Source organism: Streptococcus mitis, from assembly GCF_009496155.1.
GTDB lineage: Bacteria > Bacillota > Bacilli > Lactobacillales > Streptococcaceae > Streptococcus > Streptococcus mitis_BQ.
Map to the genome: position 1 here is coordinate 1 of NZ_WIJP01000013.1, position 12,820 is coordinate 12,820.

Sequence of the window (12,820 nt, forward strand, 5' to 3'; positions counted from 1 at the left end):
TCCACTTCGTAGAAGTAGAGACCTTTGCCCAATTTCTCTACTGGTGGAAGGGCGGGGTTTTTAGCTGAGCCGTTATCTGACCATGGAGCCTTGTCTGAGGCTTTCAAGATAAGACGAGTCAACATACCGTCACCAGCGAAGAATTCATATGGAATGACTTGGTTGACGCCAGCTGTGAATGGGCCAGGGAAGTTAGCTTTGTCTAGGTAAGTGGCTGGAACATCTACTGTGTCTTTAGTGTTCTCAGCCACGCCCTTTTGCACTTCAGCTGGGGTGGTTGCTGGTTGCGCTTCACTTGCTTCACGGTCTTGTCCAGAAACTGCAGGCGCAGGATTTGTCGCAGGTTTAACCGTATCTTCTGTTTCTTTCTTAGATTCTGGTTTTGCTTGCACTTCTTCTTTTGGCGCTACCACTTGGTCTTTATCAGCTACATTCACTTTTTCTGGAGAGCTTGTAGCATCCAAGCTTGCTTTAGGTGTTGAGTCTGCTTTCTCTGAAGGAAGAGCTGTATCGACTGCTTCTTTGAGAACTTCTACTGGTAAGTCGCTCTTTTCACTCACCGAAGTAGCATCTGGTACGACTTGAGCAGGGGTTGGATTGACCACATCAGCACGTACAGAACTTGGTTGACCAACTAGGACAAAAAATCCACTGGCTACAACAACTGAGGCAACACCGACACTGAGACGGCGAATAGACCAACGAGTATATCTTTGTTTTGGATTGAATTTCATAGGATTCTCCTTAGAGTTTTTCTTTATTTGATGACTCTAGTATAATCTCCTAAAATTAAAAAGGATTAAGAAAAAGTTAAAATTTTTCTTAAATCCCTCTTATAAAATACTTATATTAATTAAATCCATAAACAGATTTGGTAATTTGATAGACGACATTGGACAGTTTGCGGGCTGGCAGGACCGAATGTTTGGTCAAACGACTCAACATGGTCTTGCGAATGGCCTGAAAGACCTCTGGATTTTCCTGCTGAATATAAGTCCACAGCTCACGTTTTTTTGCCAGATGCTCCGTTGTTCCAGCTCGGTTGAGCAGGGCACTGGAAATCACCGTCGTGATTTCAATGTGATTCAACAGATATTCTCGCATTTTGGGATGGCTCACTTGGGACAAATCAAGCTGGTCTACCAAGAGTCGATTGACCTTGAGTTGCTGGTCAATACGCTTAATCATCACTTGCTCGTTGACAGACTGGTCCTCACGCCCAATCAGATAACGATAGAAATCGACAGGCAGATAGTACATGGTCTTGACCTGCTGAAGGGGAGTAAAGACAAAAAGATTATCGACATAAAAGGTATGCTCAGGCAGTTGGAACTGGCTCGCTCGCAACAAATCTGTCCGATAAATCAGCGAGTGCATCATGATATACTGACCTTTTGAGAAATTTCCGACCTGATCCCAGCCAAAAATCTGCTGGACAGGCAAAACTGACTCGTAACTCATACTCTTCTTACGAGACTGGCCTTCCTTTTCATAGACAAAATTGGTCACAAAGGCGTCCACTTCCTGCCCCTGGCTCTCAAGTTCCTGCAAGGTTTCAAGAATTTTCAAGTAGGCACGAGGATCTACCCAGTCATCACTATCAACTACTTTAAAATAACGTCCAGAAGCCTCCGCCAAGCCACGATTGACAGCACCGCCATGGCCCTTATTTTCCTGATAAATGGCTCTAACGATGTTAGGATACTTGTCGGCTAAACGCTCAGCTATTTCCTGAGTTTGGTCCTGAGAACCGTCATTGATAATCAAAATCTCAACTTGCTCACCACCAATCACTAGCGACTCCACACAGTAATGAAGATAGGCAGCGGCATTATAGCTAGGGATGGCGATAGACAATAACTTCATAATCTACTCCTTTAGGGGACTGATTTTTTCTTATACTCAATGAAAATCTCTTCAAACCGCGTCAACGTCTCCTTGCCGTAGGTATGGTTACTGACTTCGTCAGTTCTATCCACAACCTCAAAACAGTGTTTTGAGCTGACTTCGTCAGTTCTATCCACAACCTCAAAACAGTGTTTTGAGCTGACTTCGTCAGTCTTATCTACAACCTCAAAGCAGTGTTTTGAGCAGCCTGCGGCTAGTTTCCTAGTTTGCTCTTTGATTTTCATTGAGTATTACTCTCTCTTGTCACTTCTTTCTATTTTACCATAAAGTCCAGCTTCTGAAGGACTTTTATTAGAATATAGTCAATTGAAACAAGAACAAGACAAAAGAGCCTCAAAAAAAGTATTACAACTTGGTAATACCTTTTTGAGGTGCTTTTTGATATGAGCCCATGTTTTCTTAATAGGATTGTACTCAGGTGAGTAGGGAGGAAGTGGTAAAAGTTTATACCCAAACTCTTCACATAAGAGCTCTAGCTTACCCATTCTATGGAATCTTGTATTATCTATAATAACTGATGGTGTACTCAATGTTGGTAAGAGAAACTTCTGAAACCAAGCTTCAAAAAAGTCGCTCGTCATCGTCTCTTCGTAAGTCATTGGAGCGATTAACTCACCATTTGTTAGCCCTGCAACCAAAGAAATCCTCTGATAGCTTCTTCTTAATTGACCTTTTAATGAGCGACCATATTCTCGATAAAAATAAGTATCGAATCCTGTTTCATCAATATGAACAGGTGCTAAGTGCTTCTCTAAAACAATAAGGTAAACTTTTGAATGCTTTGAAACGTTGATATAATCGTATTGATTAACGTTTACTAAATTGTGATGCTTTACGAGCTTTCTTAAGACCTGGTTGGGGCACCACTTATTTCATCTAATTTCAAAGTGGTTTAAAACCAATATTTTCATAAGTTTTTAAAAAATAAAATTTCAACTAATTTCAATCACTTTCATTAAAATAAGGTAAAATCGAACCAGAATATCAAAAGTTTCCCTTATATAAAATTTTTCCATATATACTAATTTGTTTCCATTCATTAGAAAAGAGAACCACTGCTCTCTTTCTTTTTATCTATTATATTTTCGTTTCCCTGCTAAAGCGAGAAGGCCAAGACTTGCCCCAAGTAATGATAGGAGATTCGATTCTTTCATTCCAGTGTTTGGAAGTTGTTTCTTAGATTCTGCTTTTGCATTTGTAGCCTGTGCAGGAGCTTGATATGTTTTATCGTCTTTAGTTCCTACCGTTACTTTCTCTGCTTTGTAATCCACAACATTCCCTTTATCATCTACAACTGGTACTGGTTTATACCCCAAGGATTCAAGCTCTTTACGTTTTGCTTCAAGGTCAGCTAAACGTTTAGCTTCTACTTGTGCGCTATACAAGGCAAAGAGTTTGTCATAAGCCTCTTGGTCGAGTTTCTGTTCTTTCAACAACTCGTCAAGGACAGTTTGTGCTTCTTTCAAGGCAGTTACTTTCTCTTTAAGAATAGTTTCTTTTTGAGCAAGAATTTCCTTAGCTTTAGCAAGGTTAGGCTCTGCGTTAAGCAAGGATTCAAGGTCAACTTTAGCTTTTTCAAGTGTCTTAGTAGCTTGTGCTACTTTTTCTTTAGCAAGTTCAAGATTATTTTCAGCAGTCTGCACCAGTGCTTTGAGTTCAGCCAATTTATCTTGTTCAGTTGCTAGGTTGTTTTTAGCGTTAGTAAGGGCAGTCTGCTTATTAACAAGTTCTTGTTTCGCTTTATCAAGGTTTTGTTGCTTGATTTTAACGTCAGCAGTCAAAGCCTCTAGTGCTTTCTCAGCATTTTCTAAGCGCTTGTTAGCATTAGCAAGGGTGTCTTGTGCCTTTTCAAGATTGCTTTGAGCAGTCGGTGTTTTCAAAGGTGTTTCTTCAAGAGCATCCAATCTTTTTTGAATGGTTTCCTGCTCGCCTTTAGCCCTGATATTTGCAATCGAAGCACTTGTTTTTTCACGCTGTGCCTGAGAGTTTTCAGTCTGAGCAGTCAATAGAGCAGTTTTAGCAGTATTATATGCTTTTACAATACTTTCTGATGTATTATTGTTAGGTACTTCAGTCTTGTCTAGCTTGTTGCCAGATACGTCTTTATCTGATACACCCAAGAAATGAGCGCTAGTTCGTCCAGTACTACTAGATAGTCCTAATGCAAAATACTCTTTGTTTGCCCATTGGTGAGTCAATCCCGCAATACTTTCAGCATGTGCCCACTCCCAGCCATTAAATAGAAAGTCATTAAGACTTTGATAAATCCATCTTTTGGCATCATCCATTGTATGAATTTTATCACCATTATTGCTACTGTTCAAGTTCTCAATGTATTGGTGTGTATTATCTTCATAAGTAGGCAATCCATACTTACGAGCTACATTATTTACCGCTTTGCTATCGTGACCTTTACCGAATCCCCAATCATCAGCTACGTAACCGTCAGTCACTTCGTCAACAACCTGAAGCATGCCTTTTGTTACAACTGTCTTAGGAGTCCCAAAACGCTCACGAATTTGGTTAAGTAGATCACTCGCAAATAGAGAAAGTTCTGTCATTTGCTCTGTTGTCAAGTTGTTAACATCAACACTGATAGCTTTATCATTTACATTAGACTTGAATGAATTCAAGTTAATATTTGGTTTTTGTTCTGCGGTTAGAGCTTTGACTGCCTTCTCATTGTGTGCTTCCCATTGTGCTTCCTGCTTAACAGGATGATAAGGATTATTTACATAGGATTTCAAAGCGTTAACATATTCATCGGTAACTTGGAAAGTGTTAATTGATTTATAGCGACCTTCAGCCAAGGTAAATGTATCCTGTGCTTTTTCAAGAGCAGTTTGTGTCTGACTTGCTTTATTTGTTGCGTTTGTCAAAGCAGTTTGAGTGCTTGCTACGGTGTTAGTAGCTTGTATCAACTCTTTCTGAGCGCTTGAAATATCCTCAGCAAGTTTCTTATCATCAGCCTTGGCTTGTGTCAAAGAATTTTCAGCGTTTGATACACTAGTTTGTGCTTGTGCTTGCGCTTTTTCAGCGTTATCCTTTTCAGCAATAACTTTCGCTTGTCCTGTACCGTCAAGGATAGCTTGTGCATTATCTACGTTAGTCTGTGCGTCCTTGACTTCAGTTTCAGCACTTGCTACTTTGTCCTCAGACTTCTTAACTACGTTTTCTTGGTCTGCGACAACTTCTTTTGCTTTAGCAAGGTCATTTTTAGCATTTTTCTCTTGCTTTTCTGCATCAGATTTACCATTTTCAGCACTAGCAACCTCTTGCTTTTGCTTTTCAATGTTTTCTTGTGTAGCTTTATCCTTGATTTCTTGTGCCTTATTTACTTCTGACTGAGCATTATTCTTTTCAGTCTGTGCTTGGTCTTTTTCAGTCTGTGCTTGGTCTTTCTTAGCTTGTGCTTGTTCTACTTTTTTGGTAGATTTATCAAGCTTATTCTTAGCTTCGTCAACCTGCCCTTTTGTGACTTCCTTAGTAGGAACTTTTACTTCAGTTTTCTTAGGAGCTTCTTTCTCTACCAAAGCTGGTTCGATTTGAGAAGTTGTAGGTAATGGAAGCTCCACTGTATCTGCTTGAGCAGTTCCGATTGTTCCGACAAGACCAGTGGTTGCGATGGCAGAAATAACCGCACCCGTATACAATTTTTTAGCAGTACCATGACTATTTTCCATAGTTTTTGACATCTATAAACTCCTTTGTATAATGCCCTATGCATTTTATTCAATATAGTACTATTCTACCATACTTTTCTCGTTTTTGGATAGTTTATTATACTTATTTTTCAAGAAAATAGATAGTAAAATGGTACATAGTATGGAATATAATAAATTACAAAAGCATATCGCATTTCGAATACGTGAATGCAGAAAAGACCAAGGTTTAAGTCAGGAAAAATTATCTGAAATAGCTGGTCTAGGTGTTAAAGCGATTCAAAATATAGAAAACATGAAGTATGATTTTAAGATAAAAACTCTTGAATCCGTAATCAAAGCCCTAAATCTAACGGTCGAGGAGTTCTTCAATCTACAATCATTTGAATCAGATCGAGAAGATTCTTCTGAAGTACTTTTTGAAAACTTAATAAAATTACCCAAAGATAAGCAAGGAAAAATTATATCTTCATTTAATGAGATTGTAAAGAATATCAAATAAACCCAGCCAAAATAAATTTTGGTTGGGTTTTATAGTAGATTGAAATAAGATTTGAACAAATCAATTAGAAAAGTTAAATTAATTTCTAAAAATGTTTTAGCAGCTGTGGTGTACTATTTTGGTTTCAATCCACTAGCGAATGGTAGTTGGGTGACATCCGAATTCAGTAGCTATCTCAGTCAAATAAGCGTCTGGATTGTCAGTAAGATAGTTTTTAAGTCTATCTCTATCAACCTTTCTTGGTTTTGTTCCTTTTACTTGATGGTTTAGCTCTCCTGTTTTCTCTTTTAGCTTTAACCAGCCATAAATGGTATTACGTGAGATTTGGAAAACGTGTGATGCTTCTGTTATACTACCTGTTCGCTCACAATAAAAGAGAGAACTTTTCTACGAAAATCTATTGAATATGCCATAAGAAGGTTATACCACATCATGTACTATTTTTGGTTCATTTTACTATATAAGGGTTTCTACCTCTATTTGCTATCTTGAACATCAAAAAAAGAGGGGATTCCCCTCCTTAGGAATTTAATTCTGCTAAGTTATCTAGATACTGGTTGTTAATGACTGCCAAGATATAGGAATCTGCTTTCAAGAGGTCATTAGGACCAAACTGGACATCCAGCGGTGAATTTTCTTGTTCACGAAATCCTAGGACATTGAGGTTGTATTTACCACGTAGATCCAGCTGGCTTAGGCTTTGACCTGCCCAAACACTCGGAATTTTCATCTCCACGATAGACACATTTTTATCCAGTTGAAAGACATCGACATTGTTATGAAAGAGAATGGTCTGCGCTAGGGACTGCCCCATTTCATACTCAGGTGAGATCACCGAGTCAGCACCGATTTTTTCTAGCACCTTCTTAGCTGTCTGGCTTTTAACCTTGGCAATAACCCTTGGTACTCCCAAACTCTTACAATGCATAACTGCAAGCACACTCGATTCCAGATTTTCCCCTGTTGCGACTACAACCGTATCACAGGTATCAATTCCTGCCGTTCTGAGGAGTTCCTCATCTGTAATATCGCCAACTACACCACGCGCCAAAACTGGCTCAAATTGATTGATGTGCTCAGCGTGGTCATCGATGGCAATGATATTCATATCTTGCTTGGCTAGGGCCGTTAGGACACTACTCCCGAAAATCCCCAAACCTAAAATTCCAATCGTACGATCTGACATCATTCTTCCTTTCTTATCCAATACTAATATCTGCTTTCATATACTGAATCAAATCTTTCTTATCAGGCTGGTAATCTGCTAGACTAACCAGCAAGGTCAAGGGACCGATACGGCCAATAAACATGAGCACCATGACAATGCTGAGAGCTAACTTGCCCAGTTCTGGCGTCAGATTTGCCGTTACCCCAACTGTCGCAAGAGCTGAAATGGTCTCAAACATGAGGTAGATAAATCGCGGTGTTCCTTCTGCCGTAATTCCCAGCAACATCAAGCCCAACAAGAAGGTCATCAAAAAGATAATAAAGACACTAAAGGATTTTTGGACTGTGCGAGCCTCAATGGTTCTCTGCGCAACATTGGCATGAGGTAAGCCCAGCAATTCACTACGTGCAAAGACCAGTAAGACGAAGAAAGTCGTAATCTTGAGCCCCCCAGCCGTTCCTCCAGGCGCCCCACCCAAAAACATCTGTAGGATATAGATAAACAGGGTCACAGGCCGAGCTTGAGTGTAGTCAATAGAAGCAAAACCAGCCGTTCTCATGCTGACGGTTTGGAAAAAGCTAACCAGCACTTTCTCTGGGATACTGAGGTTACCAATGGTTCCTGGATTGTGCCACTCCGTAAAGAGTGTGGATACTGTCCCAAACAGCAAGATCCCTGCAGTCAAGAAGAGAACCAGCTTGGTGTGGAAACGCAGACGGCGTTTTTTCTTCTTGTCAAACTGGGTTGCCAAGTCAAACCAGACCATAAAGCCGAGACCACCCGTGATAATCAAGCCAGCAATGACCAGATTGATCAAGGGATCCGTCTGAAAAGCAACTAAACTGCTACTGCCGAAATTATCAAAACCAGCATTACAAAAGGCTGAAATAGCTAAAAAGATAGAGGTAAAAATGCCTCGTCCCCAGCCAAACTCAGGAATAAAACGGAAACTTAGTAGAAAGGCACCCAAACCCTCCACCAGAAAAGTCGTCAAAAAGATGGAACGCATAAAAGACTTCAAAGACTTACTTTCCCCATAACTAAAACTCTCCTGAATGGTTTCACGACTACGCAGACTAAGCTTTTGCTTGCCTTGGATATAAAAAATCCCGATAAAGGTCATGAGCCCCAGACCACCAATCTGGATCAAGAGCATACAAATCAACTGTCCCCAGACATTATAGGTAGTAGCTACCGGTTGCGTAAAAAGGCCAGTCACACAGACCATGGACACCGTCGTAAAAAGATGGTCAAAATAAGTAGCCTGCGAACCACTCACCTGAACAAAAGGCAAACTCAAAAGAAGAGAGCCTATAAAAATAACTCCAGCGAAACTTAAAAAGATGCGACGAGCTGGCGAAAGTCCGCCCAAGGCTCTTTCAATTTTTTTCACAAATAATTTGAATAACATACATCCATTGTACCATAAAAAGAAGAAGAGTAGCTAGAACTTAGAGGCTATCTCAAGGCAGAGTTCCAAGGCCTTCTCTAAAGCTTCTGAACCCCAGTCACGACTATCGTACTGGTCCAAGTCTGCTAAGGAATCAGCTGTGAACAACAATTCTCCCCAGAGAACCCCACGCAGTTGGGCTACTGCCGCGAGCGCAGAACACTCCATCTCCACAACAGCACAGCCTTCTTCCTTGCGATAAGCCACCTTTTCAGCCGTTTCTCGGTAAAAACCATCTGTCGTCCAGGTCATGACTTCTTCATAAGGAATCCCTCTATCAACCAAAACTCGCTCAATGGCAGCAATAGCCTCTGGCTGCATTTCCATATAACGAGAAGGTGCCACATAGTGGTAACTGGCTCCTTCATCTCGCAGAGCGCGAACAGGGACTAGAAAGGCATTTTCTTCTATATCAGCCAGCACACCACAGGTTCCAGTGGAAATAATCTGCTCCACACCATAGCCAATCAACCAATCCATAAACTGGGCTGCTGGAGCTGAACCAACAGGAGCCTGAGCCAAACAAAGTTCCTCGTCCTTGTAGTTAACGACATAGACTGGATAGGTCTTGGTGGCTGAAACGAATTCGCCGACACAATCCGCCCCTACTTCCCTCGCATAGCGGTCAATCTCCTCACCTAAAAAAGCATAGACACACTTCTTGGGCAAATGCAAATCCAGCCCCTCGTGATCAGGCATGATAACCGCCTGAGGATTATCATCAAACTCTAAAATAGGAATCGCATGTTTCTGAATCATAACTCACCTCCTCTAATTTTGTACTATTGTATCAAAAGCTGACCGAGTGTCAAGAGGAAGTTGAGGAACTGAGGAGAAAAAAGCACCCCAGTTTCAACACCTGATATGATGCGTTATTTTAATTTTAAAGACTTTTTGACCAGCTTTTTTTATTTCACAACAAGTTCATAACGTGTCTTACTGGTAAAGGTTTGACCAGCTTTAAGAATGACTTGGTCTTTGAGGTCACTGTGAATGGCATCTGGTAAAGCTTGCGCTTCAAGGGCAATCCCATTGTGCTGTACCATTGGCTGACCTCCTATGATGACACTCTCATCCACAAAGTTTGCTGTGTAGACCACAAAGCAAGGAGCCTCTGTCTTGAAAAGCAGGAAGCGACCTGAGTTTTGGTCATAAAGGAATCCAGCATTGTCATGGCCTGCAGGAAGGGCAAATGGGTGATCCAAACCAGATACCAGCTGGATTTGCTCATCTTCTTCTGCAAAAATGTCTTTCAACAAGGCACCATTGTAGATGTGTTTGACCACATCACGATTGGCATCTGGAGTTTTGGCAGGAACACCGTCGGGAGCAATTGGGTAAATCCCCTCAGTATTTAACTGGAAGACATGACGGTCAATCGTCTGCGTGAAGTCACCAGACAAGTTGAAATAGCTGTGGTTGGTCGGATTGACCAGCGTATCCTGATCGGTCATTACCTTGTAGCTGATTTCATAGGCACCAGTTTCTTCCAAGTGGTAACTGATCCAAATCTTGAGATTTCCAGGAAATCCTCCTGTCCCATCTGTACGTTCTGTGTAGAGGGTCAAGCCATGGTCGCTCACTTCAACTAGTTCAAACAAGCTAGAATCCCAACCAGTTGAACCACTGTGGTTACAGTTGCTAGCATTGTTGACTTCAAGGTCATAAGTCTTGCCATTGAGCTCAAAGGTCGCACCTGCAATACGACCTGCCACAGGACCTACGCTCGCTCCATGCTTAGGACTATTGCCCACATAGCTATCAAAGTCATCAAATCCCAAGATAACGTTGGCAAAATGTCCATCCTTGTCAGGTGTAACATAGCGCAAGATGGTCGCACCATAAGTCATAACCTCAAGCTGGTAGCCACCGTCAGTTTCAAAGCGATAGGCCAAAATATCTTGTCTCTCAACATTTCCAAATACACGCTCTGTGTATGCTTTCATTCTATTCTCCTTTTACTATTTCTCTCAAGCAAACAAACCATAGAAAGCCTACTGACAATCTATGGTTTATCTGATAATTTACAAATCCTCTTGTCAAGAATTCATAAACACTACCTTATACTCAATGAAAATCAAAGAGCAAACTAGGAAGCTAGCCACAGGCTGCTCAAAGCACTGCTTTGAGGTTGTAGATAGAACTGACGAAGTTAGCTCAAAGCACTGCTTTGAGGTTGTAGATAGAACTGACGAAGTCAGTAACATCTATACGGCAAGGCGAAGCTGACGTAGTTTGAATTTGATTTTCGAAGAGTATTACTTTTGATATTCGTGGATGATAACACCTTGTACCACACGGTTTACTGTACCTGTAGGAGACGGTGTATCTGGTTTATTTTCTACCTTGAGTGAAGTCAATAGGGCAAAGAGTTGGGCATAAACGATGTATGGGAAGACACGATAAATATCATTCAAGACACCGCCACAACCAAGTGCCACTTCTTTGACATTTTCAAGACCAAAGGCTTGATCACTCAAAAGCACAACACGACGAGCAATCTGGTCACCAGCAACTTCACGAACCAAGTCCAAGTCGTACTTACGAGTGTAGTCTGTCGTTGTACCAAAGACCAAAACAACTGTATCTTCGTTGATAAGAGATTTTGGACCGTGACGGAACCCGACTGGACTTTCATACATAGTCGCAACTTGACCAGCAGTTAGTTCCAAAATCTTGAGCTGAGCTTCATGAGCAAGTCCAAAGTAAGGACCCGCACCAAGGTAGATGACACGGTTAAAGTCTAAATCAACAAGCTCTTTGACATCTTCTGCATTGTCTAAAACTTTACGTGCAAGACTAGATACAACTTCAAAACGTTCAGCTTTCACAGCAAATTCTGTAGGATCAAAGACCAAGAGAGCTGTTAACATCATAGACGTAAAGCTAGAGGTCATGGCAAAGCCAGCATCATTAGAAGCAGCTGGTTGCAAAAGCAAAAGATTGCGGTCATCTCCATGAGCTTGGAGAGCCAATTTACCATCTGCTGCACAAGTAATCGTCACTTGATAAAGCTCATCCACCAAGGCTTTGGCCAACTCAACAGTCGCCACACTTTCAGGTGAGTTCCCACTACGAGCAAAAGATACAAGGACAGTCGCCACATCTTTTTTCAAATAAGTTTCTGGATTGGCAACAATATCTGTGGTCGCAATAGCATTGAAATTCCACTTGCGTTCGTCATAGACTTCCTTAAAGTAAGGTACCAAGGTATCTCCCACATAAGCAGAAGTCCCAGCACCTGTCAAGATAACCTTGATATAGTCATGTTTATCAGCAATCCCTTGTAGAAAGGCTGCAATTTCTTCACGTTTTGCTTGATAAGATTCAAAAGCTTCTTTCCATACATCAGGCTGTTGGTAGATTTCACGTGTAGTGATTTCTGCACCCAATTCAATCAAGTCTTCTTTTGTATAATGTAGCATTGAGTTCCTCTTTTTCTATCAAATATGGGAATGGGAGTAAGCCCCATTCCCATGTATATTCTATATAAAATGCTCTAACGATTTTCACGTTGTCACATCGTATACTCAATGAAAATCAAAGAGCAAACTAGGAAACTAGCCGCAGGTTGCTCAAAGCACTGCTTTGAGGTTGCCAGATAAGACTGACGAAGTCAGCTCAAAACACTGTTTTGAGGTTGTAGATAGAACTGACGAAGTCAGTAACTTATACCTACGGCAAGGCGACACTAGTATGGTTTAAAGAGATTTTCGAAGAGTATTATTCATCTTCATCATCATCGAAGCCAGCTAACAGGTCATTAACTTTCACAATGCTTTCTGCAGCACGGTTCTTATAGTCCGCATCTGCACCTGTAAGGCTCGCATTGATGAATTCAATCACCATTGGAAGATTCATCCCTGCGTAAAGTTCGATGTCACGACCTTCCATAATCAAACGGCTTACCACGTTACATGGTGTTCCACCGAGAAGATCCGCAAAGACTAGGAAATCATCTAATCCTTCAATAGCAGCTTCAAATTTTGCAGTAAATTCTTCTGGGCCATCTTCTGGAAGAAGAGCCACTGCATGAATGTTGTCTTGTGGACCCATGATCATTTCAGTGCTACCTTTAAGTTCTTCACAGAAGCGACCATGACTCACCAAAATTAATGATTTAGCCATAA

General features: G+C 41.1%; 11 protein-coding genes and 2 pseudogenes. 1 reads left to right on the forward strand and 12 read right to left on the reverse strand.

The window, feature by feature from the left end:
• From GEZ84_RS08115 to GEZ84_RS08135, 5 genes and pseudogenes are all read right to left on the reverse strand, one after another.
• Positions 1–734 (reverse strand): SSURE domain-containing protein (locus GEZ84_RS08115; protein ID WP_153224164.1); only part of this gene is annotated, 734 nt, incomplete at its 3' end.
• A 115-nt stretch (positions 735–849) separates the two neighbouring features.
• Entirely contained in the window at positions 850–1,866 is a 1,017-nt protein-coding gene (locus GEZ84_RS08120; RefSeq protein WP_000771878.1) for a glycosyltransferase family 2 protein, read from the reverse strand.
• An 11-nt stretch (positions 1,867–1,877) separates the two neighbouring features.
• Complete coding sequence (locus GEZ84_RS10915) at positions 1,878–2,132, reverse strand: hypothetical protein (protein WP_228113030.1); 255 nt, start codon at positions 2,130–2,132, stop codon at positions 1,878–1,880.
• Positions 2,133–2,210: 78 nt separating this feature from the next.
• Positions 2,211–2,654 (reverse strand): annotated as a pseudogene (locus GEZ84_RS08130) (transposase); the annotation flags it as partial.
• 324 nt (positions 2,655–2,978) lie between these two features.
• Positions 2,979–5,603, reverse strand: coding sequence for an SEC10/PgrA surface exclusion domain-containing protein (locus GEZ84_RS08135; RefSeq protein ID WP_153224165.1), 2,625 nt, complete (start codon positions 5,601–5,603; stop codon positions 2,979–2,981).
• 130 nt (positions 5,604–5,733) lie between these two features.
• Here GEZ84_RS08135 and GEZ84_RS08140 point away from each other — a divergent pair, with 130 nt between their 5' ends.
• A complete protein-coding gene (locus GEZ84_RS08140) occupies positions 5,734–6,072 on the forward strand; it encodes a helix-turn-helix domain-containing protein (RefSeq protein ID WP_153224166.1) in 339 nt (112 codons plus the stop codon).
• 138 nt (positions 6,073–6,210) lie between these two features.
• On the opposite strand, the pseudogene GEZ84_RS08145 reads toward GEZ84_RS08140, so the two are convergent.
• The 7 genes and pseudogenes from GEZ84_RS08145 to GEZ84_RS08180 form a co-directional block, all read right to left on the reverse strand.
• Positions 6,211–6,485 (reverse strand): annotated as a pseudogene (locus tag GEZ84_RS08145) (IS630 family transposase); the annotation flags it as partial.
• Positions 6,486–6,592: 107 nt separating this feature from the next.
• Positions 6,593–7,258 carry a potassium channel family protein gene (locus GEZ84_RS08150; RefSeq protein WP_153224167.1) on the reverse strand — a complete coding sequence of 222 codons (666 nt, stop codon included), beginning with the start codon at positions 7,256–7,258 and terminating at the stop codon, positions 6,593–6,595.
• A 13-nt stretch (positions 7,259–7,271) separates the two neighbouring features.
• Entirely contained in the window at positions 7,272–8,651 is a 1,380-nt protein-coding gene (locus GEZ84_RS08155) for a TrkH family potassium uptake protein (protein ID WP_153224168.1), read from the reverse strand.
• Positions 8,652–8,684: 33 nt separating this feature from the next.
• On the reverse strand, positions 8,685–9,449 hold the full coding sequence (locus tag GEZ84_RS08160; RefSeq protein WP_153224169.1) for a nucleoside phosphorylase: 765 nt from the start codon (positions 9,447–9,449) through the stop codon (positions 8,685–8,687).
• A 149-nt stretch (positions 9,450–9,598) separates the two neighbouring features.
• A complete protein-coding gene (locus tag GEZ84_RS08165; protein ID WP_153224170.1) occupies positions 9,599–10,636 on the reverse strand; it encodes an aldose epimerase family protein in 1,038 nt (345 codons plus the stop codon).
• Positions 10,637–10,948: 312 nt separating this feature from the next.
• Positions 10,949–12,115 carry an SIS domain-containing protein gene (locus GEZ84_RS08175; protein ID WP_153224171.1) on the reverse strand — a complete coding sequence of 389 codons (1,167 nt, stop codon included), beginning with the start codon at positions 12,113–12,115 and terminating at the stop codon, positions 10,949–10,951.
• A 298-nt stretch (positions 12,116–12,413) separates the two neighbouring features.
• Positions 12,414–12,818 carry a PTS sugar transporter subunit IIA gene (locus GEZ84_RS08180; protein ID WP_020903318.1) on the reverse strand — a complete coding sequence of 135 codons (405 nt, stop codon included), beginning with the start codon at positions 12,816–12,818 and terminating at the stop codon, positions 12,414–12,416.
• Positions 12,819–12,820 lie beyond the last annotated feature (2 nt).